Origin of the sequence: Aliiglaciecola sp. NS0011-25, from assembly GCF_040370605.1 — a bacterium.
Classification (GTDB): Bacteria; Pseudomonadota; Gammaproteobacteria; order Enterobacterales; family Alteromonadaceae; genus Aliiglaciecola; species Aliiglaciecola lipolytica_A.
On sequence record NZ_BAABWR010000001.1, the window covers coordinates 163,962 to 189,845 of the forward strand.

The 25,884-nt window shown below is 40.6% G+C and carries 20 protein-coding genes; 13 read left to right on the top strand and 7 right to left on the bottom strand.

Annotated features, from left to right (window positions below):
• Positions 1-14 precede the first annotated feature (14 nt).
• Together ABWV72_RS00780 and rimK are read right to left on the bottom strand one after the other, a co-directional pair.
• Positions 15-1,043, bottom strand: a complete 1,029-nt coding sequence (locus tag ABWV72_RS00780; RefSeq protein ID WP_216049085.1) for a succinylglutamate desuccinylase/aspartoacylase family protein — start codon at positions 1,041-1,043, stop codon at positions 15-17.
• On the bottom strand, positions 1,043-1,948 hold the full coding sequence (rimK, locus tag ABWV72_RS00785; RefSeq protein WP_216049086.1) for a 30S ribosomal protein S6--L-glutamate ligase: 906 nt from the start codon (positions 1,946-1,948) through the stop codon (positions 1,043-1,045). The genes ABWV72_RS00780 and rimK overlap by 1 nt, the downstream gene beginning before the upstream one ends.
• Positions 1,949-2,237: 289 nt before the next feature.
• On the opposite strand from rimK, the gene ABWV72_RS00790 reads away from it, so the two are divergent.
• Positions 2,238-3,068 (top strand): mechanosensitive ion channel family protein, encoded by an 831-nt coding sequence (locus tag ABWV72_RS00790; RefSeq protein ID WP_216049087.1) that lies wholly within the window; start codon positions 2,238-2,240, stop codon positions 3,066-3,068.
• A gap of 77 nt (positions 3,069-3,145) precedes the next feature.
• On the opposite strand, the gene ABWV72_RS00795 is transcribed toward ABWV72_RS00790, so the two are convergent.
• Positions 3,146-3,658 (bottom strand): hypothetical protein, encoded by a 513-nt coding sequence (locus ABWV72_RS00795; RefSeq protein ID WP_216049088.1) that lies wholly within the window; start codon positions 3,656-3,658, stop codon positions 3,146-3,148.
• A gap of 356 nt (positions 3,659-4,014) precedes the next feature.
• Between ABWV72_RS00795 and ABWV72_RS00800 the strand changes: the two genes are divergently transcribed.
• From ABWV72_RS00800 to tamB, 4 genes are all read left to right on the top strand, one after another.
• Positions 4,015-5,004 carry a zinc transporter ZntB gene (locus ABWV72_RS00800; protein WP_342805367.1) on the top strand — a complete coding sequence of 330 codons (990 nt, stop codon included), beginning with the start codon at positions 4,015-4,017 and terminating at the stop codon, positions 5,002-5,004.
• A gap of 16 nt (positions 5,005-5,020) precedes the next feature.
• Positions 5,021-6,358 carry a magnesium transporter gene (locus ABWV72_RS00805; RefSeq protein ID WP_216049090.1) on the top strand — a complete coding sequence of 446 codons (1,338 nt, stop codon included), beginning with the start codon at positions 5,021-5,023 and terminating at the stop codon, positions 6,356-6,358.
• A 109-nt stretch (positions 6,359-6,467) separates the two neighbouring features.
• Positions 6,468-8,216 carry an autotransporter assembly complex protein TamA gene (locus tag ABWV72_RS00810; RefSeq protein ID WP_342805369.1) on the top strand — a complete coding sequence of 583 codons (1,749 nt, stop codon included), beginning with the start codon at positions 6,468-6,470 and terminating at the stop codon, positions 8,214-8,216.
• Positions 8,213-11,959, top strand: a complete 3,747-nt coding sequence (gene tamB, locus ABWV72_RS00815) for an autotransporter assembly complex protein TamB (protein ID WP_353368342.1) — start codon at positions 8,213-8,215, stop codon at positions 11,957-11,959. The genes ABWV72_RS00810 and tamB overlap by 4 nt, the downstream gene beginning before the upstream one ends.
• A gap of 153 nt (positions 11,960-12,112) precedes the next feature.
• Here the strand turns inward: tamB and ABWV72_RS00820 are convergent, their stop codons facing one another.
• Positions 12,113-12,589, bottom strand: coding sequence for a MarR family winged helix-turn-helix transcriptional regulator (locus tag ABWV72_RS00820; RefSeq protein ID WP_216049093.1), 477 nt, complete (start codon positions 12,587-12,589; stop codon positions 12,113-12,115).
• A gap of 327 nt (positions 12,590-12,916) precedes the next feature.
• Between ABWV72_RS00820 and proB the strand changes: the two genes are divergently transcribed.
• Together proB and ABWV72_RS00830 are read left to right on the top strand one after the other, a co-directional pair.
• The gene (gene proB / locus ABWV72_RS00825) at positions 12,917-14,020 is read left to right on the top strand and encodes a glutamate 5-kinase (RefSeq protein WP_216049094.1); all 1,104 of its coding nucleotides are present in this window, start codon (positions 12,917-12,919) and stop codon (positions 14,018-14,020) included.
• Positions 14,017-15,264, top strand: coding sequence for a glutamate-5-semialdehyde dehydrogenase (locus ABWV72_RS00830; protein ID WP_216049095.1), 1,248 nt, complete (start codon positions 14,017-14,019; stop codon positions 15,262-15,264). The genes proB and ABWV72_RS00830 overlap by 4 nt, the downstream gene beginning before the upstream one ends.
• A gap of 61 nt (positions 15,265-15,325) precedes the next feature.
• Here the strand turns inward: ABWV72_RS00830 and ABWV72_RS00835 are convergent, their stop codons facing one another.
• Positions 15,326-15,736 (bottom strand): DUF2177 family protein, encoded by a 411-nt coding sequence (locus tag ABWV72_RS00835; protein ID WP_303500437.1) that lies wholly within the window; start codon positions 15,734-15,736, stop codon positions 15,326-15,328.
• A gap of 249 nt (positions 15,737-15,985) precedes the next feature.
• On the opposite strand from ABWV72_RS00835, the gene ABWV72_RS00840 reads away from it, so the two are divergent.
• On the top strand, positions 15,986-16,420 hold the full coding sequence (locus tag ABWV72_RS00840) for a hemerythrin domain-containing protein (RefSeq protein ID WP_342805377.1): 435 nt from the start codon (positions 15,986-15,988) through the stop codon (positions 16,418-16,420).
• 122 nt (positions 16,421-16,542) lie between these two features.
• On the opposite strand, the gene ABWV72_RS00845 is transcribed toward ABWV72_RS00840, so the two are convergent.
• A complete protein-coding gene (locus tag ABWV72_RS00845) occupies positions 16,543-17,571 on the bottom strand; it encodes an endonuclease/exonuclease/phosphatase family protein (protein WP_342805379.1) in 1,029 nt (342 codons plus the stop codon).
• A 235-nt stretch (positions 17,572-17,806) separates the two neighbouring features.
• Between ABWV72_RS00845 and ABWV72_RS00850 the strand changes: the two genes are divergently transcribed.
• The 5 genes from ABWV72_RS00850 to ABWV72_RS00870 all read left to right on the top strand — a co-directional run bounded on the left by ABWV72_RS00850 (position 17,807) and on the right by ABWV72_RS00870 (position 24,070).
• On the top strand, positions 17,807-18,733 hold the full coding sequence (locus ABWV72_RS00850) for a phospholipase A (protein ID WP_353368343.1): 927 nt from the start codon (positions 17,807-17,809) through the stop codon (positions 18,731-18,733).
• 165 nt (positions 18,734-18,898) lie between these two features.
• On the top strand, positions 18,899-20,521 hold the full coding sequence (locus tag ABWV72_RS00855) for a diacylglycerol kinase family protein (RefSeq protein ID WP_353368344.1): 1,623 nt from the start codon (positions 18,899-18,901) through the stop codon (positions 20,519-20,521).
• Between the two features lie 308 nt (positions 20,522-20,829).
• Positions 20,830-21,315, top strand: coding sequence for a hypothetical protein (locus tag ABWV72_RS00860; protein ID WP_303500432.1), 486 nt, complete (start codon positions 20,830-20,832; stop codon positions 21,313-21,315).
• A gap of 19 nt (positions 21,316-21,334) precedes the next feature.
• Complete coding sequence (locus ABWV72_RS00865; protein WP_216049102.1) at positions 21,335-22,312, top strand: mechanosensitive ion channel family protein; 978 nt, start codon at positions 21,335-21,337, stop codon at positions 22,310-22,312.
• A 240-nt stretch (positions 22,313-22,552) separates the two neighbouring features.
• Entirely contained in the window at positions 22,553-24,070 is a 1,518-nt protein-coding gene (locus tag ABWV72_RS00870) for a diguanylate cyclase domain-containing protein (protein ID WP_353368345.1), read from the top strand.
• A gap of 101 nt (positions 24,071-24,171) precedes the next feature.
• Here the strand turns inward: ABWV72_RS00870 and ABWV72_RS00875 are convergent, their stop codons facing one another.
• Positions 24,172-25,572: a hypothetical protein gene (locus tag ABWV72_RS00875; protein WP_353368346.1), complete on the bottom strand. Its 1,401-nt coding sequence runs from the start codon at positions 25,570-25,572 to the stop codon at positions 24,172-24,174.
• Positions 25,573-25,884: the final 312 nt, after the last annotated feature.

Consider the following 25,884-nt stretch of genomic DNA (forward strand, 5'->3'; position numbering starts at 1 on the left):
TTTAACGTTCCCGTTTAATAAACCATTGGGGCTTCATTCAATACTAAGTTGTCTTGTAGCAATTCAACATTTTCAGCGACTGTATCCGGCTTTTTAAAATAGGCAACGTGATACATGGCTTCACCTTCTTGGGCCAATGGAATATTTTGCTTACCGATAACAATGCCTTCAGCTGGGCACAGTAGCGTGCCTAATTCATTGCCAAAGGGATCGGCAATTCTGGCTAAAGGGTCGCCCTTTTCTACATGATCACCAAGCTGCGCAATGTGCTGTACAAAGCCACTTTCATGGGCTCTTACCCAGCCACTTTGGCGAGCTATAAAAGGCTCAATATCATGTTCTTTTTTGGAGCTACTTTTATTCAACATGCCAATGTCGCGCATTATATTGATAATACCTTTGACGCCCGCACGAATAGAAAACTCATCGTATCTAAGTGCCTGACCAGCTTCGTATAATACCACTTTTACACCTAAGTCAGCGGCAGCTTGACGCAATGAGCCATCGCGGATATCAGCATTGAGCATGACTGGTAAACCAAATGCCTTACACATATTTAGCGTGTCTTCATCATCCAAATTAGCGCGAACTTGGGGTAAATTACTGCGATGGATTGCCCCTGTGTGCAAGTCTATCCCGACATCGCACTTTGCCACTACTTCTTTCAAAAAAGTGTGCGCGATTCGGCCGGCCAGAGAGCCTTTTTTGCTACCGGGGAAACTACGGTTCAAGTCACGTCTATCGGGTAAATAACGGCTTTGATTCAAAACGCCATAAACATTCACCATAGGCACAGCAATTAAGGTGCCGCGTAAATTTTTTATTGAGCGATTGCGAATCAAGCGACCAACAATTTCAATCCCATTTAATTCGTCACCATGAATTGCGGCACTGACGAAAATAGTTGGTCCCGGTCGTCTTCCTCTTTGCACATATACGGGAATAGACATATTGGTATCGGTATAAAGAGGTGGCATTTCAATATGTACGTGCTTTTTCTCACCCGGTAGAATTTCAACGCCACCTATAATGAGTTGCTCCATTAGCCCTTACCTTTAGTTCTAGTGCTATTGGGCTTGGCATTGGTTTCGAGAAACTCAATGATCATGCCAGCAATATCTTTGTTGGTTGCCTTTTCAATTCCTTCGAGTCCTGGGGACGAGTTAACTTCCATCACAACAGGGCCATTGTTAGAACGCAACAAATCAACGCCACACATATTCAATCCCATGGTTTTAGCTGCATCTACCGCTGTTTTGCGTTCTTCGGGAGATAATCTGACTATTTTCGCTGTTCCACCACGATGCAGATTTGAACGAAACTCGCCATCAGCCGCCTGACGTTTCATGGCGGCTATCACTTTTCCACCCACCACTAAACAACGAATATCTGAACCGCCTGCCTCTTTAATAAACTCTTGGACTAAAATACTGGCGTTGAGTCCCATAAAAGCTTCGATAATCGATTCCGCTGCTTTTTGAGTTTCAGCTAGCACCACCCCAATACCTTGGGTTCCTTCTAGCAATTTAATGACCACTGGTGCGCCACCAACGTTTTTAATCAAATCGTCGATCCGGTCTGGATGATTAGCAAAACCTGTTCTTGGCATCCCAATACCCTTGCGAGATAACAATTGCAATGAGCGTAATTTATCTCTAGAACGACTAATCGCAACGGATTCGTTTATGGAAAACGTGCCCATCATTTCAAATTGTCTTACAACCGAAGTACCGTAAAAAGTAACAGACGCGCCAATTCGAGGAATAACCGCATCATACTTAGGTAAAGCACGACCTTTATAACGAACTGATGGTCGACTACTGGTGACATCCATATAACAATGCATGGTATCGACAATATCAACTGTATGTCCCCGCGATTCGCCGGCCTCCTTTAGTCTTTTGGTAGAATAAAGGTTAGGATTTCGCGATAATATAGCGATACGCATTGTAAAACTCCGTATAATAAACTGGGCCCTATAGTACTTAGCTTTAGCTAAACTACAAAGCACTTTTAATGGGCTGATGGCGTGATTTAAACACCCCTTTGACGAATTAAAAGAATAGTCTCTAAAAGGCATAAAAACATTCTAAATTTGAATGTCTATTTCTCCTCTTTGAAGGTGCAATAAATAAACGTTTTGTACTAATCCGCAGTGTCATGTAGCCTAGCAGTTATAATTTCGGTACGCCTGCAAACCATAAAACTGCATAAACCAAGGATAATTCATTCTCAACATGATCGAATTGATTTACCAACATCGTTTAATTTCCACTTTGGCGGTTGCCATTGTGTTGATTTCTCTCAAATACCTGTTAGTTAGCTTAGTGCGCTCTAGGGCCAAGAAAAAGCGTCAAGATAAACGCTATTTAGTAAGTAATATTAAAAACTTACTGAATTTCATTTTGATCGTATTACTACTCAGCTTTTGGATAAATGAAATTCAAAATTTTGCTCTTTCCATCGCTGCATTTGCTGTGGCAATTGTGATTGCAACGAGAGAATTTATTCAGTGTATTATTGGATTCTTTTACGTGATGTCTACGCGTCCGTTTAGGATTGGCGATTGGATTCAAGTTGACGGTTTCGCTGGTGAAGTATCAGCCATCGACTGGGTTAAAACCACTATGTTGGAAGTGGACATCGATCGTTATCAATACTCAGGTAAAACCTTGTTTGTACCGAACAATAGGTTGATTAGCAGCCCTATCAAAAACCTAAACTTCTTAAAGCGCTATGTTACTCACCACTTTACCATTACCCGTGATGAAGACATTAACCCTTACTTAATCATTGAAAATTTGCGAGAAAAAGCTCAGCAACAATGCGCAGATTTCTACGAAGTGGCAACCCGTTACAATCAAATAATTGAGCGAAGACTCGATGTTAAAATACCTGGGCCAGAACCTGTCATTGAAGTGTCTACCAACAATGTTGGTCACACTGAAATTCGCTGTACTATTTTTTGTCCCACAGAAAGAGCGATAGAAATCGAACAAAAGATCATGCAAGAGTTTATGGAATTATGGTTTATTGAATTTAATAAAATTCAACCTTCAAGCAGTTAATTGAAGAGCCTAAATTCGTCGCGATATGACGTTATAGGCAACAATCTGATTCAGTCAATACTGCACAGATTGTGCGATTAAAAAGTAATAGCTAATCCCTGTGGGGTAATATCAACATCTTTTGGAGCTATCTCACCAAAGCCCATTTTAAGTTGGTTGAAGTCCACCAGCATAATCTCTGGTAAATTACGTCCAATAGTTTGTTTAATAGTTCGCACAGCATGCTCACTATCTTCGAGTTGATTTTCAATCATTTTGAAATCTTTGAGAATGGGTTTTTCGATTCTGAGGTGTCGATTTAACGGATCATAGTCAAACTGGCCCTCGATGGTGCCACGGGCAATAAACAATTTACCATCCTGTAAGCCTTTTATTGTGGTAGTGATATCGACGGTTTTGTCCAGTGCGTCTAATTTTACACTAGGATCATAAAACGTTGCTTCCACGCCCTGATATTCCCGAACAATGGGGAAACTCAGCAAAAGCACTGCATTTAGTTGTTTTTCTGAAATGGTAAAAACAAACGCGGAACTTTTGAACGAGGTTAGAAACATCATTAGTCCCAGTATCACAAGCAACCTTAATTTCACGACTTTTCCTTAAACCTATTTTATTCTGTTTGAGCACAGTAAAAGTTAATTTTGTTTGCTGTTTTAGGCGATTTTATTGCGCATTCCTAATCCACAATCAAATAGTCTCGTAAGACTGCATCTAAAGCCACAAAATATATTGTTATTATATGCCTAATAGAAGATGATCGCGCGACTATAATTAACCTATTGAACTCCACTATTTATCACCTAGGTAGATAAGCAGAAAGCATGTTCGATTTAATGTCGACAAATATTTATTCAGCACAAGGTTGAAACAGCCTTCTCACAAATGGACGTTTGTATTGTGGGCACTATCACGTTGTAGCGAAGAAGCTGTAAAAGGAGAAATAAAGATGTCTAACCACAGTCAACTTGATTCATCACAAACGAGTCTCATTTGGTCACTATTTGTTGATGAAAAAGGGGTTAGTAGTGATGGGAAAACTGCCGATATATTCACGCCAGAGATCAGCGCTGGTTACAACTGGGTTCATCTCCAAGCTGACACCCCTGACGCATGGGATACCATGAAAGGGCTAGGCTTATCTGATGTGATATGTGACTCATTGTCTGCATTAGAAACTCGTCCAAGAGCGTTGTTACAAGACAATGGTATTTTGATTTATCTACGTGGCATAAATTACAACCCAGATTCCGAATTAGAAGACATGGTGTCACTGCGCATTTGGTTTAATGATCATCATGTTGTTACGGCTCGTCGCAGAGACCGCATATTATATTCAGTCCAAGATACCAAGAGTATGATTGAAAGTGGCGACGCGCCAACCGATACTGCTGACTTTATTTTATTGCTCATAGGTAAAATCGCCAGTCGAATTAGTGAGGTCGTTGAAGCGCTAGACGAAGAGCTGTCAGCATTTGAAGCGGAAGGTGGACTCGAAAGTTCTGACCGTTATGCACTGAGCATGGTGCGCAGAAAATCAGCGGCCGTAAGACGTTATCTAGCGCCACAACGTGACGCATTAGACAACTTATACAGAATGGCCAAATTCTTTAGTCAAGAGCAAGCCTATGAACTAAGAGATTTGACCGATCGCATGACTCGCTATGTTGAGGATCTCGATTTAGCTAAAGAACGTTCAATGGTACTGCAAGATGAGCTTCGTAACCGCATCGCTGAGCAGCAAGGAATGCGTATGTATGTTTTATCCCTAGTGACTGCGATTTTTCTTCCGCTGTCATTTTTAACTGGGATATTTGGTATGAATGTAGCGGGGTTACCAGGTACTGAGAATCCAGAAGCGTTTAATTATTTAGCGTCGTCAATGGTGATAGTCGCAATAATTATGTTGGCAGCCATGCTGTGGAAAAAATGGTTATAAATTAAGGTGAAGTAAAATGGCAGATCAAATTTCCGATTTAATCCACGAAGCCGTCAATCTCGATGATGAATCCGATAGCGAGATAATACATAGTAAAATAGCAGTTCAAGATGAGGCTGATATAGCACTGCTATTGGAGTCTTTGCCGCTGGAGCAACGCATTAGCGCGTGGCATGCTTTGCCCCGACATAAGCAACTCGATGTATTGGTAGAAATGCGTGGCGATCCAAGGGAAACCTTACTCGCGGCCACTCCTGATGAAGAATTAGAAGCACTATTCACCGACGTTGATGCTGAATCCCTACTAGAGCTATCAGATTCTTTGCATAGCCGATTATTGGATCTCGCGTTAGAGGCGATGGATAAGAAGCAAAGGCAATTATACGAAGGTGCAAATCAATATTCAGAAGAGCAAATAGGCCATTGGCGCAACCCAGAAAACTTGATTTTACCCTTGTCTGCAAAGGTCAGCGATGCGAAACGATTTTTACGCAGAGAAATTCCTGATTATGCAGATTGTATTTATTTGGTAAACAGAGCCGGGCAATATTCTGAAGCGGTGAAGCTTTTCAAAATTTACTCAACTCCAGAGCACACTCCCTTGGCAGATATAGCCGAGGATGATATTACCATTGTTAAAGCCAGTGATGATTGTAATAGCGCCGCACTTAGCGTTCAACGTTCGGGTTTTACCAGCCTGCCATTGGTAGATGAAAACTTTAAGTTTCTAGGGCGGGTCGATATTGGTTCAGCATGTGAATTATTAAATGAATCATATGAGCGCCAATTAATGGCCGGCGCAGGTATGGATGAAGATGAGGATCTTTTTTCTTCGGTTAAAAAGAGCGCTAAAAATCGGGCATTGTGGCTAGGCATTAATTTACTTACGGCCTTCTTAGCGTCATGGTTTATTGGTTTATTTGAAGCCACTTTGCAACAAGTAGTGGCACTTGCGGTCTTAATGCCAGTAGTAGCAAGTATGGGTGGAATTGCAGGTAGTCAAACTTTAACTTTGATTATTCGTGGATTAGCACTTAAGCAAGTAAACGCTGCAAACCTGAAAGCGTTGTTGATCAAAGAACTAAAAGTCGGCGGCTTAAATGGGGTTATTTGGGCAATAGTCATTGCCACTGTCGCTTCATATTGGTTTGGTAGTGGAATGTTAGGGCTGGTAATAGGTTGTGCAATTTTAGTCAATATATGTGCCGCTGCTCTGGCTGGCGTAGGGGTTCCTGTGCTGTTAGATAAGCTAAAGTTAGATCCTGCATTGTCTGGCTCAGTGATTTTGACCACTGTCACTGACATTGTCGGATTTGTGTCTTTTCTTGGTTTAGGAGCACTCTTCTTACTCTAATCACGCACTATCTAATTAAGTTGTCATGGTTTTTGCTTAATCATAATTTTTGCAGTGATATAAAACCGTTTTCGAGTATGTGGGTCTAATCAGTAGGGTTATTTATTTAGTGTTTAAGAAATTAAAAAATGCTTGGTTTTTAAGCTTCTTGCTTGTTTTGGCTTGTCGCCAAGCTGTTGCTATTGATGTGTCTTTAGAGGGCGTAGATGATAGCGATTTGGAAACCAATATTGCGGCACACCTAAGCACGCTCTCAGCTCCAGCGGATTGCAATTTATCTGTAGATGAGCAAATAACCATTGAAAACAAAGTCACTGAAGCTGGCCGCGCATTTGGCTATTACAATCTCTCCATCGATTCGATTGCTTACAATTCCAGCGAGAAATGTAGCTCACTCAAGTTAAAACTTAAAACAGGTCCACAAGTAAAAATTACTCAACTAGATGTCATAGTTACTGGTGATGGTAAAGAAGACGAAGGATTCAAAAGTATTATCAATAAGTTTCCAATCAAAAAAGGGGAGCCATTAATTCATGGTAAATATAAATCTGCCAAGTCTAGATTCGATTCCGTTGCATTAAACCGAGGCTTTTTTGATAGTAAATTTATTATTAGTGAAATAAAGGTGGATGTAGAACAAAACAGCGCGCAAATCCGTCTCGAATACCAGACAGGTCCACGTTATCAATTTGGTAAATTAAAGATACCTGAGGATCAAAGAGCCTCTGAACTTATTATGCAAGTTCTCCCATTTAAAGAGGGTGACCCCTATCTTGCGTCTAAGCTAGGCGAATTTAACCAAAGCTTGGGGCAAACTGAGTACTTTCAGCAAGTTGTTGCCCGTCCATTATTGGGCGAAGCTGAGCAACATCAGATTCCAATTGAAGTTGTCGCAGTAAGTCGTCCCAGAGATATTTTTAATGTCGGAGTAGGCGGCGCTACGGATACAGGTCCTAGGGTTACATTGGGTTGGCAGCGACCATGGGTAAATAGCGATGGGCACAGTATGAGCGCAAATATTTATGTTTCTGAGCCCAAACAAACGGCTAGTGTGAAATATAAAATTCCCATTGAAGATCCGTTAAATAACTATGTATCAGCCCAACTTGGTGTGAAGTCGCTATATGATAATGATACTAACAGTGACACGATTTCACTGGCTTTACAGCGACATTGGACTGGTGAAGATAATGAGTGGAATAAAATTGCGTTCGTCCGTTTAGAGCAATCTCGCTTCCAACAAGCAGAAACACCTTTGCAAACTACCACGCTGTTAATTCCAGGTTTCACCCTATCCCGTCATCGCAGTAGAGGCGGTTTAGATGTGAATTGGGGAGATTTGCAGTTGGTAACTATTGAAACAGCAAGCGACGCTGTTGTTTCAGATATCAACTTGGCCAGAGTGACATTTCAAACCAAGTGGTTACGAAGTATTGGGGAACATCGGTTCTTAATGCGTGCCGAAGTCGGCGCTCTATCAACCAATGACTTTGACCAAGTACCATCAGATTTACGCTATTTTACCGGTGGCGACCAAAGTGTCAGAGGATTCGCCTATCAATCACTTGCGCCTAGGCAAATCGATGATGATGGTGAAGATGGTGAGCTACTTGGAGCAAAATACTTGAATGTGGCAAGTATCGAATACAGCTACCCGGTTTCAGATGAATGGCGAGCGGCAATATTCACGGATGTGGGGGGCGCAAGCAACAAGCCTTTAGAGAAATTAGCCTACAGTCTAGGTGTCGGCGCAAGTTGGATGTCTCCGGTAGGTCCAATTCGCTTTTATCTTGCCAGTGGACATGGTGATTACGGTAATTCAGTACGTTTTCATTTAGCGATGGGGCCTTCTATATGATGTGGTTAAAGCGCACGGGGAAATGGACCGCATACATACTAATCATTTTAATTTGTCTAATCGGCTTTTTATTCACGCCATGGGGAACCTCAAGCGTCATAGCCATCGCCAACAGTTCCGTTGATGGCCTGAACATTAGGCACAAATCAGGTGGTTTACTAGGGACGCTTGAGTTTCAAAAAATCAAATTCCAATCTAGCACTATAGATATTGATGCCAGCAATTTAAAAACCAATATTGATTGGTCATGTAGCTTATTAATGCAAGTCTGCTTGAGCGAACTTTACTTAGGCAAAACCACAATTACTGTGGGCGAGTCTGAGCCAACTGAGACACAAGAAGCCTTGCAAAAAATCAGCTTACCCGTGGCTGTAATTGCACCGAACATCCAACTCAATAATCTCTCAGTAGAGATTGAAAACGTCGCCAAAATATCCTGGCAGTCGTTATTGGCCAACCTAAACATGCACAAGGTATTGAATATAGAATCATTGGAAATACGCCAGCCAAAGATCGTTTTAGCCAATAATGAACCGCCTGAGCAAGCTGCTACAGATCAACAACCCACGATTAATATTGGGCAAATCTCTAACTGGCAATATCAACCCGTTGAGTTACCACCATTGATGATTCCCATTGATATTAATGGCAAAAAGATAGTTATTCGCAATGCCCGTATTATGCAAGTAGATGAGGAAATTTTTGCATTCAACCGTTTATCAACCGGAGTAATTATTGAGGACAGCAGTCTTACTATTGAACAGTTCGACTTGGAACATGAATTGATCAATGTGCAAGTCGATTTAGCGCTAAGCAAAAATTATCTGTTGGCCCTTTCTAGTAAGGCGCAAACCACCGACAACAACCAGAATCAATTGGTGCTCCAGGCTAACGCCAATGGTGATTTAAAAGCCTTAGAATTCGACACCCAAATAACTGGGGACATCAATGCTACAGCACAAGGAAGCGCTACATTAGACTCACCGAAGCTACCAATAAATCTTAAAATAAACTGGCAACCAGTGACCTTGCCCGCACAACAACCGATACATATTTCGTCAGGAAATCTTAGTTTAGTGGGCGATATGGAGAACTATCAGCTCGATTTGCAAACTAGCCTATCTGCTACCGGAATTCCCACCAGTCAGGTGCAGGTTGCAGCAAGTGGTAACAACCAAAAAATTCAACTGACTAAGGCTCAAATCAATACTCTTGGGGGAAATATTCACACCTCCGGCGTAGTTGTGTTAACCGATGTAGCCCGCTGGCAAGGTAAAGCTCTAGTTGAACAGATTCAACCTGGGTTATTCTGGTCGGATTTAGAGGGCAATATTAACGCAAGCCTTATGCATAGTGGTGTGTACGGTTCAGACGTATTGCAAGCCAAAATAGACAAGCTTAGTGCTGATGGGAATTGGTTAGGTTATCCGCTCAAAGCAGCTGGTAACGCTTCCTATGATAAAAACTCGGGGTTAGACATTCCGAGTTTAAGTTTGGCCAATGGTGAAAACACGCTCACCTTCAAAGGAAAACTCGACAATCAAAATACTCTTGCAGCAAAATTAGACTTTATTGGCAAAGAGTTAACTCAACTGTATCCGGATTTGGACGGAAGCACAGGACTAAGCGCCAATATTTCAGGTACTTTAACTGAACCGAAAGTTGAATATGAATTAACAGCATCGCAAGTTAACTATCAAACAATTTCATTGCACAGCTTAAGCTCAAAAGGAAGTGTAAATTGGGATGAAAATAAACGCTTTGATATTCGCACCAACCTTGAACAGCTGGTGATTAATCAAGAACCTATCAATACGATTCAATTCGAACTAGCCGGTGACGCAAAGCAACATAAACTGATTACCAAAGTCGATAGCCAAGCATTTCAGATAGATTCCACAATCGAAGGTCATCTTGAAGAAACAAAATGGGTTGGCCAGTGGATAACTGGTAACTTCACCAGCCAATGGGGTGCATATTCTCTAGATCAGCAAAACACCCAACTTTTAGCTGATTGGCAGAACCAGCACTACCAAATAGATGCACATTGTTGGAATGACCAACAGGCCGAACTATGTGTTAATCAAGCCTCCTTTAAAAACCAAATTGCAGAATTCGATATACATGGCAATCAACTGGAACTATTACAAATAGTCAGTCAATTTGTTCCACAGTTACAGAACATATCCACTGATACTCAATTCTTTTTCACCGCAAAAGGTAAATGGCAGGCAGATTCCCTACCTGTTGCCAAAGTTGCAGGACATTTTTCACCGACGTCTGTAAAAATAAAGGGCTTAAAAAAGCCTGTAGATATGCAAAAACTCGCGTTTGATATGTCTGTGGATGGGCAACAAGTCATTTCCCATTTTGACTTTCAAACACAGAGCTCTGGCGCAATTGATTTAGATTTAACCATCACCGACCTCGAACAAAAGCGCAACTTACAGGGGGAGTTAAAACTAAAAGATATTTTAGCCAAGCCATATCAAGAACTGATCCCCCAATTAACAGAACTATCAGGAACTGTGAATGGCAACTTAGCACTATCTGGCGATTTAAAAACCCCACTTCTAGACGGCAAATTACAACTCAAAAACTTCAACTTTGCTGGAGAAGAAATACCTGGGCGGGTTTCAGACTGGAACCAAGATATGGAATTTGCCGGCCAGAGTGCCAAACTCAAAGGTGACTTTATGTTTGGTAATGGCAAAGGTAGCAGTGCTGGGACATTAGATTGGACGGAAGAGTTAATCGGTGATTTCAGCCTTAAAGGAGATACATTTGAATTGGAGTATCGCGATTTAGTCAGAACCCGCTTTTCTCCCAACTTACAGGTAGAAATGACGAAAGAGGCAATCAATGTGTCCGGCAGTACAGATGTCTTTTATGCCCGCATTAAAGTTAAAGACTTACCGGCCAATGCGCAATCACCCTCTGACGATACCATTATAGTCAATCAACCTGTTGAGGAAAAAACCGTAACTCGTGACCTAAATATGGTTTTTAACGTCAACATTGATCCGAAAAAAACTGACGATGTAAAATTGGAAGCATTCGGCTTAAAGACCGACCTTCGCGGTTCCTTAGAGCTAAAACAGTCAAACCAGAGGTTAACTGGTAACGGCAGTCTTAATTTAGTTAATGGGACTTATAAGGCCTTCGGTCAAGATTTAGTCATTCAAAAAGGTAATATTTTATTTTCAGGTCCATTGGACAATCCGCGCTTAGATATAGAAGCCATTCGTGACGAAAGCAAAACCGAAGACGATGTTATTGCCGGTGTCCGAGTATCAGGTGCTGCGGAGCAACCATCAGTCGAGGTATTCTCGACTCCTACGATGATCCAAAGTGAGGCGTTATCATACTTACTATTGGGTAAAAGCATGTCTAGCGAAAGTCAAACGTCCAATGATCAAGTTCTCGCTGCAGCACTGCTAAGCCAAGGACTTAAAGGAAGCGAAAATAAGGTCGACCAATTAGGCCGCAAATTAGGTATCGAGGATTTAGCCTTAGGCGCCAACAGTGACGACGATGGTACGCAAATTTCATTATCAGGAAATATAGCACCGGGAGTGCAGTTACGTTATGGCGTAAATGTGTTTGACTCTTCAACTGAGGTAGCCTTGCGTTATCAGATATTACCTAAATTGTTTTTAGAAGCAACAAGCGGAATAGAGCAAGCTTTGGATGTTTATTATCAATTTAGCGTAGGAGGGAAATCAATTTCTGATGACGAATAATGACAACCTGAGATTTTGATAACGGGCATACGATTGTTCTAATCTAGCTGGGTATGGGTCATCAAGTGTGGTGGTTAAAATAGAGCCACAAAAATCAATTAGAACACTAAACAATTTAGAGACTGGCCGCACTGTAAAAAGTGCTCTTTTAAACTACTCAGGAGCTTGAATTCCGCCCACTTGCAATAGTGGCGCTGCATCAATATCTTCAGCATTCATCATCATAGCCATTCTCTCCATTGTCGCCAGCATTTGCGATTGTTCCCATTCTTCCATGGCTTCAAATCGTGCAATAAAATGCTGCTGCAACAAGGTTGGAGACTCTTTAATTGCGTCTTTTCCCTCTTCGGTAAGGTGAATTTCTACCTTACGCTTATCAATAGAAGACCTTTCACGGATCACAAAGCCCCTACTCTCTAAACGATCAAGAATACTGGTTACAGTAGCAGAGCTTAAATTTATGCTGTTAGCAATATCCTTCACCATCACGCCATCGCTAAACGAAATATGCTGTAAGACAATAAGTTGCGGCGAAGTTAAGCCTGTTTCTTTACTTAATTTTTTTGAGTACAAGTCAATCGCGCGGATGACCTTACGCAAAGAAACCAAAAGCGATTCGTATTTTTTCATAGTGGTAACTACCTATTAATTTGCATTGAACTCTACCAAATAAAGGAAATAGCGCAATAAAAAAGCGTTTTAATATAATAATTTACAATTAATTATATTATTCACAATGATTAGTTATTCACATTAAATGCATACATATTCACATAGGGTTGATTAGGGTAAATAGCTATCCAGACAGATCTTTATATTAACATCTATAACAACTCGCTCAGAGCCCCCGTCGTTGCTTATTTGAGCAAAAAAAGGCATAATATCGTTCGTACACTAATTAATTCAATACAATTAATTAGCTCAAATCAAATTATTAATAGTTAAAAAGCAGGAAAAATGAATACGTTTAATTGGAAACGAATCGTAATTAAAGTAGGAAGCGCACTTATTGCACCTAAAAATCAGGGGTGTAGCTCACACTTTTTATTGGGAATCGCACAATTTATTGTTAAATGTCGCGCTAAAGGAATCGAAGTAGTATTGGTTTCGTCTGGTTCAGTAGCGGCTGGCCGTCACCTATTCCAAGGTGAAACAGAAAGTATCGCCATCAAAAAAGCTATGGCTGCCGCAGGGCAAACTGAAATGATGGCCACTTGGGACCGTTTATTTGACTTTCCTTCAGCACAGATATTACTAACTCACGGCGACCTACGAGATAGGGAACGCTACGTGAGCATACGCGAAACAATTTTTTCATTATTGCAAAACGGCATCATTCCTATCATCAACGAGAATGACACTGTGACAACCGACAATTTGCGCGTAGGTGACAACGATAACCTTGCTGCCATGGTTGCAGGTGCAGCCGATGCTGATTCTCTCATCATCTGTTCTGATATCGACGGTCTTTATGACAAAAACCCTCATACTCATGACGATGCAAAACTCTTATCTTGGGTTTCAAAGATTGACGAAGACATTTACAAAATGGCTGGTGGGACGACTAGTGCAACAGGCACAGGCGGAATGCGCACTAAAATCGAAGCGGCAGAAAAAGCAGTTTCTCACGGCATCGATACTTTTATTGTTAACGGGTTTACCGAAATCACCTTCAACATGCTGTTAGAAGGTAAAAATCCAGGAACTCATTTTCAGCCACACGAAACACCCATGAAAGAACATGAGCATTGGATGAAACACACATCCAAAGAGCAAGGTGTGGTAGTGGTTGGGAACGACGTCGACATTACTTCATTGGACGATGATGATGCTCTAACCAGTGATGAAATCATCGAAATTAAAGGTAGCTTTTCAGTTGGTGATACCGTTCTTGTACGCAAAGGCGACGGTACAAGGTTAGCAAAAGCTCGGTCAAACTACAGCAGTTGTCTTTTGACATTTATTGCTGAACAAACGGACCAGGATTTCGCCAACGAATTTCAGCGCCAGACGGGTCCGATTATATCAGACAAAAATATAGCACTATTGGAGAAACAATGAGTTTAATTAGAGACCTATCTCTACAGGCTGCAAAGGCAGCCAGAAAACTAGCGGTATTGGATACCGAGAAGAAAGACCGTGTATTACGAGACATGGCAAAAGCACTTAGAAATGGTGAGCAACACATATTGAAAGCAAATCAAGTGGATTTGGATAATGCCAAGCAGGCCCAGTTATCTGATGCCATGATGGACCGACTCACTTTGAATACTCAGCGAGTAGAAGATATGGCGGTGGGTATCGAAACCATCGTTAATCTTGCTGACCCTGTGGGTATCCAACGTGAATTGGGCCAACGTCCCAATGGTTTAGAAATTAGTAAAATGCGCGTGCCTTTGGGTGTTGTATGCATGATTTACGAAGCCAGACCGAATGTAACAGCCGATGCAGGAGCCTTGTGCTTCAAATCTGGCAATGCGGTTATTTTACGCGGCGGTAAGGAAGCTCTAGCCTCAAGCAAAGCGATTTCCGAAATTCTACAAAACGTACTGGTTGAGCATGATTTACCAGCAGAACTCATTACGGTTGTACCTAATCCTGATCGTAAATTGATGCAGGAACTACTAGAACAGCGTGAGTTTATTGATGTTGTTATCCCTCGCGGTGGTGAAGGCCTGATAAATTACGTAACTGAAAACAGTAAAATACCAGTCATTCAGCATTTCAAAGGTGTCTGTCATTTGTATTTTGATGCTGACGCCGACTTTGAAACCGCTATTCAGTTGTTGATCAATGGTAAAACACAACGTACTGGTGTGTGTAACGCAATTGAAGGTTTGGTTGTTCATAAAGACATTGCTGAACAGATATTACCCATCGTTAGCGATGTGCTGATTCGCCACTCAGTTACAATTAATGCCTGTGAACGTTCTGCTGAACACATAGCCCGCTGTAACGTAATTCAAGATGAGGACTTTGGAGAAGAGTATTTAGATTTGGAAATTGCGATAAAAACAGTGGATAGCATGGATGATGCTCTGGATCACATTGCAAGATTTGGCAGTAATCACACTGAAGTTATTTGTACACAAAACGAAGTATCAGCAAAACGTTTCCAACGCAGCGTAGATGCCTCAGTGGTTATGGTAAACGCCTCTTCACGGTTTTCAGATGGCAGTCAATTGGGCTTAGGCGCTGAGATTGGTATAGCAACAACTAAATTGCATGCTTACGGACCTATGGGCTTAGAGTCTTTAACCACCGAAAAGTACTTAGTTAACGGCAACGGTCAAATTCGGGCTTAAAAAAGTCTTAGACAGCCAATACAATGCGAAAGCTGCCCGTCAGCTTTCGCATTTTTTTGACTCAAGGCGCGTCCTGACTAAACTGAGAAAGTAGTAACCATCCTGATAAACAGCTAGCCGCAGTTACAAAGGTTCCCCAAGCCCAATCTTTTAGTGTGATTCCCAAAGGCCATCCTTCTAATATTGCGTAATTAGTGAGGTTATAAGCGCCATAAGCCGCAGCCCCTAACACAGCACCATCGAGGAATACTTGCCACCACTGCGCATGTTGGTTCTTTAGAACCACTAAATACACAGCCGCAGCGCAATACAATAGATAAAATGTTATCCAAGGCATTAACGGGTAAGACTCCCGCAACATACCTTGCATCGCCTCCAGATACGTATTTTTAGCAATGAGTCCTAGCCATATACCGTCTAAAATCAGATAGCAAACTGCCACCCCTAAATAAGCGACCAAAAACGATTTCATATTGTACTCCCTGCTATTTACTGAATTTGAACATCAACTCTTTATACCCCGCAAGTCTGAAAAAGATACATTTGTCCTGTAATAATTTCCGTATCAACCCATATTCAGTTTAATTTCACGCGCTAAAAATAATATTTTAATCATTTAAAATCAAAAACTTAGATAGAACTTGACGTTATGGCATCAAGTTCGCAATAGCTAACACAGAAACGCAAATTAAACGAAATTACATTCTTTAGGGAGAATCCAATGGAAATTTTTGAAGCTATTCGTAGAGACCATGAAAAACAACGTCTACTGATGAAAATACTTGTAGAAACCTCTGGTGACACACAGAGCCGTCGTGAGTTCTATGGCGAACTTAAACAAGCACTAGTAGATCACGCAATTGCTGAAGAACGTTATTTTTATTCGCCACTGATGAAGTCTGACCAAACCATTGAACAATCGAGACACGCAATTGCAGAGCATCACGAAATTGATGAGCTAATTGAAAAGCTAGACGAAACTGAAATGAGTTCACCAGGCTGGTTAGCTACTATGAAAAAACTTAAACACTTAGTTGAGCATCACTTGGAAGAAGAAGAACACGAATTTTTCCAGCAAGCTGGAAAGGTATTGTCAGCCAATCAAAAAGACCAACTGGCTGATAAATATCAGGTGGAAATGCAAAAACCTCATTAACGATTTAGCTCCTCTCCCCTACTTAGGGTCCTGTTGCTCTGATTAAGTTCTAGAGCAAGCCACTGTCTTCAACACTACTGGAGGCAGTGGTTTTTTTTATTGTTTAGATGCGTTAGTAAATGTTATCGCCATTCAAAGTGAGTTATCACTGGTAGATGTTCAGATAGCTTAGAAAAAGTAAGTGATTGAATCCCCATACTTTTTTTCTCCGTTGCGGTAATGTCATCGGGATCAAATATGTAACCGCCGACCAACTGAAGTCTATTCGGACTGTAAATTACTAAATCCATCACTCTAGAGGGAAACTTTGTACCTCGACCATCCCAAGTCCAAGTTTGTTTCCCATCCAAATGCTTCAACTCTGCGGCGATCAAACCAAAATGGGGTTTAGAGTAAGGCCCTGAAAGTATTAGCAAAGGCATTACTGTACTAACCAGATTGAAATCTCCCGCTAAAATTATTCCATCCACATGGGTGCGTTCAATTACTTTTCCAATTAATCGGCGTATTTCCCTTGCCTCAATTCTTCTTTTATCTTCAGCCCAACTGCTCGGGTCACTACCACAACATTCTAAATCAGCAGAAACCACCAACAATCTATTTCCACCCTCGAGTAATATCACTCCGTTAACTGCTATTCCGTCATCTAAGGTATTGGCGTACTTCACATCACCTGCATTAATCATACGCTGGTGTATGCGCTTTTTTTCAGACTTTGGATAGGGGATTATGTTTGAGAATTCCGGCAAGACTTCGTGAGGAAAACGGCTAATCACAACATTTCGTTGCCGTCCCCCACTGCTGCCAAAATTGATATGCCAATCCGTGTTTTGTGCCAAACTATCTTTAGGTAAAGCGTTATATAAGTGCGATTTATTGGTTAAAGGGGAAACTTCGTCTAATAATAAAATATTCGACTTGCCTCTAGCGACAAGTGCTTTTAGTACCTCAGGAGACTTCACAAACGCATCTCCTGACACATTCCAAGATAGCACGTTGATACTCCCTTTATGACTTCCCCCCTGCGCTGCAGCATCAGGTTTGAAGTCGACAGAACGATTAGTTGATAAGTTTGCAGTAACAATTGTGTTTTCAGCTGATATGGCAGTTAAAGGGATGAACATCAGCAAAACGGTGAATATGATTGGCATAATCGTGTTTTTCTTATTGTGAATAAAAAACGGAGATTAGATTATAAACAATTTACTATTTAATGTCCGCAACCTCTCAGCCCCGCAGTAAGCTAAACAACTAAGCATTGTCATAAAACGAAAATACTGGTTTAACGAATTCTGAATATTTAAAGAAAAGTTGCCTTTTGTGCTTTTAAAAGTCAGTAATTAATGAAAAGATCTGTTTACTTTATCTTCATCGAGCAGCAACCCCATGGAACGTTTAAAACAAAGGATAGTGATTCTTGTCAGTCTGATAAGTTTAACTGTTAGCCAATTTGCCGTGGCGCAAGTAATTACCGATTCAGATCTGGAAGAAGAATCAAGTAAGGTTGAAGAAACCTTAACGGAAAAACGCGACGCCTCAGATGACTTAGCATTAAAAATTCCCTTTGCAATAACCCAATATAAAACCAATTATATTTTGCCAGTTACTTACGTAAAAGATCCTAACACTATTGGCGTAACTGAGCTGGATTCAGAAAACGTCGATAATCTAGAAGCAAAATATCAAATCAGTGTGAAGCTGCCAATTCACATTAACGATGACAACTTATCTGGGATATACGCCGGTTTCAGTGTGACATCTTTTTGGCAGGTGTATAACGATGAGGCATCAAAACCATTTCGTGAAACTAATTATGAACCGGAAATATTCTATTTTTGGAAAACCCATTATCGATTCCTAGGCATAAAATTTGATCAAGTTCACTTGGGCTTAAATCATAATTCCAATGGCCAAAGCGGGTTAAAATCTAGGAGCTGGAACCGTTTATATGCGTCTGCATTGTTTAGTGACAAAGACTCAGTGTATTACCTTAAAGCCTGGTATCGGATCCCAGAAGATGAAAAAGAAACAGTAAATAGCCCAGAAGGGGATGACAACCCAGACATTACCGATTATCTCGGGCATTTTGAGATCGGATATGCAAAAAAGGTCGGCAACTTCAATTTTCTGACTTTAGTCAGAAATAATTTAAAATCAGATAATAAAGGCAGCATAGAATTGAATATCACCTATCCTTTAAACAAAAGGTACGATGTCGTATTCCAATATTTTAACGGTTATGGTGACTCTTTGATTGACTACAACCGTCACCAACAACGTTACGGTATAGGAATTCAACTCAAATATTTGTAATGTGTAAAAAATGCGAAAGCGCCTGTATTTATTGCGCCCATTTAACCTTTAAACACATAGGACTATAATTTTTAATTATATATCAATAAGATAGAAAACATTAAGGTTGGCACGTAGTTCGCTTTACTTTGTCGAGTAGATTCAATTTTCGAAATAGGGTGAAGTATGTTTATTATAAAATACTATGGACTGGGCGGGATTTTATCATTAGCTCTTGCCTTGCTGATTGATAGCTTTTTGTTCAAAGTATTGTTTATCTGGATTGGCCTTTCGCTTATTTTGGTCACCTTTGCCTATTCAGTCCAATCACCTAAAATTTTTAGAAAAAAAATTGATGGTTCAATCCCATTCTATGTGAAGTGGGTTTTTGTGCCCTTTTTTGTTGGTGTGCAGTTGTATAACGCTTGGGCTCGTAAAAACGACAGCGTCCCGCCAATCCAAAAAATTCGTGACAAGCTATTTCTTGCCTGCCGCTTATTTCCTTCCGATATGCCAGAGCTAAATCATTTAGAAGTCAAAGCGGTACTCGATGTGACGGCTGAATTCGATGGGCTAGATGTTTCTGCCCATGGTGAAAATATGGACTATCTGAATGTTCCCGTATTAGATCATCAAACTCCTTCGAAAGATGATTTGATGCAAGCCATTAGCTGGATAGACAATCATATTAAAACCGACAAAGCCGTCGTTGTCCATTGTGCGCTAGGTAGAGGTCGCTCAGTATTGGTTATGGCCGCTTACTTGTTAAGTAAAAGTCCAGAATTGTCAGTAGAAGAAGCCATCAAAGAAATCAATCAAACCCGCGCCACCGCAAGGTTGAATAAACATCAGTTAAAAAAGCTAAAAGACTTGCACAGCCAAGGCGTATTTACTCAAAAAAATCGACTCGCTATAGTTGCCAACCCTGTTGCTGGCGGCGGTAAATGGCAAGACAGCAAAGAGGAAATTATTCAACGCCTGTCATCTCACTTTGATTTGCAAATATACCAAACAACGCCAGAACAAGATGGCAAAGAAATGGCTCAACAAGCCATAAAAGAAGGTGCAAAATGCATTATTGCATGCGGCGGTGATGGCACCTTGACAGAAGTTGCGACTCAATTGGTCAACACAGATTTAACGTTGGGCATAATGCCTATGGGAACCGCTAACGCGCTTGGTCACGCACTCTATGGCCCTTCTTCGAAAGTAACGCCTGTACCAGTTGCCTGCGATGCTATTATTGCCGGTAATGTTATGCAAATTGATACTGCAACTTGCAATGATGAACTTGTACTTTTAGTGGTAGGCATTGGCTTTGAACAGAAAATGATAGAAAAGGCTAATCGTGATGAAAAGAACAATAGCGGTCAATTCGCTTATTTAGGGGCATTGTACGATGCCATAGAAGTCAATAACAGCGCCAACTTAAATATCCAAATTGACGACAATGATCCGCAATCGATTCATACTGGAAGTTTAGTCATTGCCAATGCGGCGCCAGCCACCACTGTATTAGCACAAGGTGGAGGACTACCAGATTTTACTGACGGTTTGTTAGATGTTACTTGGCTTACTAATACCTCAAGCGCCAGTGAAAATTACTTAAAATTAGCGCAACTAGCGCTGCGAACCATGTTTGATAGTGGCGACGACGAAACTATTCAGCACACCACAGCTAAACGCATAACAGTCAAATCCGAAGGCAAACTAAAGTATGTAGTAGATGGGGAAAACAGAGAAGCTGATAGCATTCAAGTAACCCAGAACCCGCAGTCCTTGAAGGTCTTTTCTCAACCCAAAAACTAGGCTGGATGCCATGCAAGCGATACGATTTTCAATCAAGCAGTAGGTATTTACTGCTTGATTGAATTCGGCAAACTTACAACTCCCTCGAACATAAGTAAGTAATATTTACTCAAGCTCAATATATCACCAATCAAGAATTACCAATAAATACATATAAATCAGTAAGTTAAACTATGGCGTAAATATTGAATAACAAGTAAAGCATAGCGATTAAACAAGATTGGTAAGTAGCAATACTTTTCACATAGCGTAAACAAAGAACACATGCGCACCTAAATTTAAGATAAAGATTCACTAAGGAGCTCAGAATGTCAGTGGTTAACAATAATAAAGAAGATAGATTAGAAGCCAACCGGACGCTTCTCAAAGCGGTAATTCAAATGTGCCGATTAGGTGGTGATTTTTATAACCTTATAGGTCAAAACATTAAACACTATGCCATTAAACAAGTCTGTTTTGACATGGCGAAAAGCTATTTCAAACAGATACCTGAACTTGTCGAAATTGCCCAAGACCGCTATCAATTATCCGAACAAGAAACCATGACTTCTACTTCCATAGAAGACTATTACCATAATATTTTGAGCAAGCAGGTCAAATTAAATCCCCCAGACCTACTTAAGCATTTGATTGAAGTTGAAGAACAGCATTTAGCAGAATTAAATAACGCGATCGACGCAACAAGTGAACTTGATGTTAAAGGCGCTATTTCAAAAGTAGTCGCGCAAATAATCGTGACTTACCAAAAGTTAACGGATCTAACACATTCAATTTCAGATAACCAAACCTCATAGAAAATGGGAAGTATTGAATATGGAACTTATTGAAATAGATAAATTTTGGACATTAATTCACGACAAGCTTGAAGGGTGGCTGGAATCTGGAATCAAACATTTACCTAATTTTGTAGTGGCCATACTACTCGCCATTGTTTTTGGCCTTATCGCTAAGTTTGTGGGTAGAGCGGTTCGAAATGTACTGCGAAGAACCTTAGAGTCAAGACAGATAGCTGACTTACTAGCATCCATTATTAAAGTAATGGTGCTAATTGCAGGACTCTTTATAGCTTTAGACTTCCTTGGATTGACCGGCACAGTGACGTCATTGTTGGCAGGGGCTGGAATCGTAGGTTTGGCGCTAGGTTTTGCGTTCCAAGATATGGCAGAAAACCTAATTGCAGGTATTGCCATGGGGATAAGAAAACCGTTCCAAATTGGTGATGTGATAGAAGCAGATAAAGTATTTGGTACTGTGCAAACCATAAATCTGCGAAACACCTTAGTTGAGACCTTTTTCGGTCAAATCGAAGTCATTCCTAACAAAATTCTGTTTCGAAACATACTCACTAATTATTCAGCTACAGGAAGACGGCGAATAGAAGTTCCTGTTGGCATATCCTACGCCGATGATCCCGAACAAGCAGTTAAGGCAATAGTCGAGGTAATTAATCAGTGTGATTTTGTGATAAATAAGGAAGAAACAGACGTGTTCGCTAAGGGTTTTGGTGCAAGTAGTGTTGATCTACTGGTTTGGTTTTGGATTAGATATCCAGGAGAAACGGGATTTATGCAAGCCAGACACAAAGCGGTTGTGGAAATTAAAAAAGCTTTAGAAGCCTCAGATATTTTAATCCCGTTTCCAATCAGAACTCTGGATTTTGGCGCCAAAGGTGGCGAGAAACTGAATACAATGCTGAGCGATCGGCACAGAAAAGACAGTAACGAAAATCCTGAACAAGGCTCAGAGTCGGCTTCTCAGTCAGCCGAGGATTCAAATCCGGATTCAGAATAATTATTGGGCAAGATTAAAAGTCCGATTGATGTAATTTTGCAGTGGATTAATCGATAAATCGACCTACCGCCAGCTAAGTAAAATTAGCTGGCTTTTAACCATCAAAGTATTCTTCAAAGCATCTACCTATTGAATTTATGCTAACGTTATTCACTATCGTGTTAAATACTCGTTCATTTTTATCTTTTATCTGTAAAATATCGCAAAGAGGTGATTTCATGAATAGGATATTAATCTAGCATGGCATTAAAAATCGAAGATCGGACTTTAGAAGATAAAATCCTGTTAGCTATTACGGCCTCCGCAACCCTAATATTATTCCCTTTCCTGATGATTAGTCTTTTGGCTGACGATCGCGCTCATATTCTGGTGGATCTGGTCGCGGTTGGCGGTATCTTTACTATTTTTCTTGGCGTATGGTTTACCAGTAGAATTAAGTTATTCAGGGGGTTATTCGCGGTTGTTGCTCAAGTTACCATTTTGTTGGGCATTTATTTTAAAGGGGCTGGATTAATATATTGGATTTTCCCAATCATCATAGCCAGTTTCTATTTATTACCAACCATAACCGCTAGCTTATTTAATTTCCTTTTAGTAACGGTTGCGTGCTTACTAACCTATCAGCAATTTGACAGTTTTACCCTGCCACGTATTATCGGTGCGTTTATAGTAACGAATATTTTTTCGTTAACATTCTCCGTTTTTATGCAAAATAAAAATCGTCAATTATCAGCAAAAGACAAAATAAACCAACTTCACAATAATATTCTCGAGTTGATCGTCAAATCCAATAAATTATCTAAAGTATTACCAGCAATTACACAAGCTATTGAGAATGAAATTCCACATGCCGTATGCAGTATTTTATTACTCGACAAAGAAGGCAAAAAACTGACTCTAGGTGCAGCGCCTAGATTGCCAGATTTTTTCAATGAAGCCATTGACGGTCTAGCTAATGCTCCAGGAGTCGGATCATGCGGAGAAGCTGCTTTTACAGGTAAACGTGTTGTCGTTTCTGATATCGCAACCCATCCCAATTGGAAAGCTTGGGCAGACATTGCACAAAAAGCAGGGCTGGCGGCTTGTTGGTCTGAACCTATAATTGGTAACCAAGGAAACGTACTAGGCACTTTTTCCATTTATTTTCGTGAAATATCCACTCCTACAGCCGATGAATTCAAACTCATAGAGCAATTTGTTAATCTCGCACGTATTGCAATTGAACGACAAAAAGCAGATAAAATCATATGGCAGCAGGCACATTATGACAGCTTAACAAACTTACCTAATCGCAATTTATTGCATGAACATTTAAGCAGCGCTATTGCCAACGCGCAACGTGATAAAAAACAATTAGCTATTGCGATGTTGGATCTAGATAACTTTAAAAATGTTAACGATACATTGGGCCATGAAGCTGGCGATACAGTGTTGAGAGAATGTTCAAAACGGATAACAAAATGCATAAGAAACAATGATATAGCGGCTCGCTTAGGTGGCGATGAGTTTATTGTGGTATTTATTGGTACTTCTGCACCTAAAGACATCGAAAGTGCGGGTAAAAAGCTATCTAGCGCACTGGCTGAAGCATACAATATTCAAGGCAAAGATGTTTATTGTACTGCCAGTATTGGGATTGCGTTATTTCCTACTGACGCACAAAGTATTGAGGCATTATTCAGGAATGCTGATCAAGCAATGTATCGAGCTAAAACCCAAGGCCGCAATAAAGTCCATTATTACAATGCTGACAAATGAGCATGATTTTAATCCTAAATCATGCTCAACGTTAAGTCACATTTAGCCCATGTGCTCAATTAGGCAATAGCAACAACGACTGCCTGCTTATTCCCGTATCACTACCAATCCACCAATCCCAGGCTTTCACGGAGTTTTAAGATGTGGTCTGGTGCTCCATCGCGGTCGAAATTGTCGTGCCATCGCCAATAATTTGTGTGCGTAAATAACCGTGGATTTCGCTTAGGATACGCAGCCTCCACGTCAATATCTAAAATAGGCGAAGCCGGTTGTTCTTCAGACACCAAATCTTTGGAAATTTGCGGATTTGAAAAAGCTCTACTCACTGGGCCTGATATAAGGTCACCACAGAAAATGTTGAAAGGCTTTGAATAAATATTAGTCCATCGAACCAAACTAAACACGGCACCATGATGCAAAAACTTGGCGTCTGTAGTTTGATAGTAGTAATGCTCATTTTCCTTCACCGGCGGAGAAGTTGGGTATTCACGATCTAACTTCCTATCAACAAAGTCCATTTTATTATCGAACAATAAAAAATCTGCATAGGTTAAGGGACTGCCCAAGGTTACCAAGTCGGACACCAGCCACTGCGATATCCCAGATGCTTCACCATGGGCTTCGCTGTCTAGCTTTAGTTGCTCAAACAGCTGGTACTGGAGTTTGCGGTACTCTTCAACTTTAGGCTGATGATCCATTTCTTCCATGGCATGAATGAGTTTTAAGGCGTTTTCAGATAATGGAAGAGACTCACCCGCGGCATTTTTAAACTTGTTTTTGCGAGCCCAGTATTGGCTTAAAACATCATATGCAATGATGGAACCTAAGCTATGACCCACTAAAACGATACGATCGTATTTCCCAGTTTGAGCGATACTTTCCAGCAATTTAACACCGCCATCACGGATCTCTTTTCTTACCTTAATATTCGATGGCGTAGCAGTAATGTATCGTGCGACGTCGCCCAAATAACTGACAATTTTAGCCACTGCAATACTCAGCACAAAAAGCAAAATAGGACTAATATAACTTTCATAGATTCCATGCAGACTGGCTCCTCCCTGCCCTTTTTCTGTGGGTTCAAAAAAGCCAATGGAAATCAAAATTAATAAAATCGTAAAGATTAAGCCCCACAATAAATAAATCATGGGTTTTAACGCCGAGGGATAATCACTTGGTTTACGTCTTAGCATCGAAAAGACCCAACCACGTAAATGTTCCAGCGTAGTGCCGACGGTATGATGCGCCCAATAATATTCGTAGAAATCCACTCTAGATGTGGTTTTTTTCTCGGCATTATTTTTTATAGTGGCATAGTCTGTAGTAAGCCGGCGATGTTCAAAAGAACCTGACACCTCACTAGGTTTATTCCAAAACCGAGTATTTTCAATGTTGCTGTCTTTCACCCAAACCGATTTTACAAATTCTCTGACCGTTTCCATTGGCCTTTGCTCACCAATACCATGAACCAGTACTACTGCTTGTTTTTTTGTAGTCGCCATAAGATTCCCTCCTGTTAATTACAATAGTATAAACATTAAGCTATTTTTCGCTATTCAATATTTGATATTCTGAAGCCGTAAAGAGCCACCTATTTCAGTCGAATTAAACATAAAACAGGTACTTTCAGGCTAGCCTTAGCAATGATTCCGTTATGAATCGCGCTCGCCTTAGTTATTCCCTTGTAAATTCCTTTGTTACATAATAGTTTGCTATGTAGAATAATGTTATTCGTAATATCGCTGTATCCATCAAAAATGGCTCGATTTACATTTCACTCGAGTCAAATGAGTCCACAACCTTTAATTATTGTG

Coding starts and splice junctions, on each gene's coding strand:
- ABWV72_RS00780 (WP_216049085.1), bottom strand. CDS start 1,043: ATGGAGCAACTCATTATAGGTGGCGTTGAAATTCTACCGGGTGAGAAA.
- rimK (WP_216049086.1), bottom strand. CDS start 1,948: ATGCGTATCGCTATATTATCGCGAAATCCTAACCTTTATTCTACCAAA.
- ABWV72_RS00790 (WP_216049087.1), top strand. CDS start 2,238: ATGATCGAATTGATTTACCAACATCGTTTAATTTCCACTTTGGCGGTT.
- ABWV72_RS00800 (WP_342805367.1), top strand. CDS start 4,015: ATGTCTAACCACAGTCAACTTGATTCATCACAAACGAGTCTCATTTGG.
- ABWV72_RS00805 (WP_216049090.1), top strand. CDS start 5,021: ATGGCAGATCAAATTTCCGATTTAATCCACGAAGCCGTCAATCTCGAT.
- tamB (WP_353368342.1), top strand. CDS start 8,213: ATGATGTGGTTAAAGCGCACGGGGAAATGGACCGCATACATACTAATC.
- ABWV72_RS00820 (WP_216049093.1), bottom strand. CDS start 12,589: ATGAAAAAATACGAATCGCTTTTGGTTTCTTTGCGTAAGGTCATCCGC.
- proB (WP_216049094.1), top strand. CDS start 12,917: ATGAATACGTTTAATTGGAAACGAATCGTAATTAAAGTAGGAAGCGCA.
- ABWV72_RS00830 (WP_216049095.1), top strand. CDS start 14,017: ATGAGTTTAATTAGAGACCTATCTCTACAGGCTGCAAAGGCAGCCAGA.
- ABWV72_RS00835 (WP_303500437.1), bottom strand. CDS start 15,736: ATGAAATCGTTTTTGGTCGCTTATTTAGGGGTGGCAGTTTGCTATCTG.
- ABWV72_RS00840 (WP_342805377.1), top strand. CDS start 15,986: ATGGAAATTTTTGAAGCTATTCGTAGAGACCATGAAAAACAACGTCTA.
- ABWV72_RS00845 (WP_342805379.1), bottom strand. CDS start 17,571: ATGCCAATCATATTCACCGTTTTGCTGATGTTCATCCCTTTAACTGCC.
- ABWV72_RS00850 (WP_353368343.1), top strand. CDS start 17,807: ATGGAACGTTTAAAACAAAGGATAGTGATTCTTGTCAGTCTGATAAGT.
- ABWV72_RS00855 (WP_353368344.1), top strand. CDS start 18,899: ATGTTTATTATAAAATACTATGGACTGGGCGGGATTTTATCATTAGCT.
- ABWV72_RS00860 (WP_303500432.1), top strand. CDS start 20,830: ATGTCAGTGGTTAACAATAATAAAGAAGATAGATTAGAAGCCAACCGG.
- ABWV72_RS00865 (WP_216049102.1), top strand. CDS start 21,335: ATGGAACTTATTGAAATAGATAAATTTTGGACATTAATTCACGACAAG.
- ABWV72_RS00870 (WP_353368345.1), top strand. CDS start 22,553: ATGGCATTAAAAATCGAAGATCGGACTTTAGAAGATAAAATCCTGTTA.
- ABWV72_RS00875 (WP_353368346.1), bottom strand. CDS start 25,572: ATGGCGACTACAAAAAAACAAGCAGTAGTACTGGTTCATGGTATTGGT.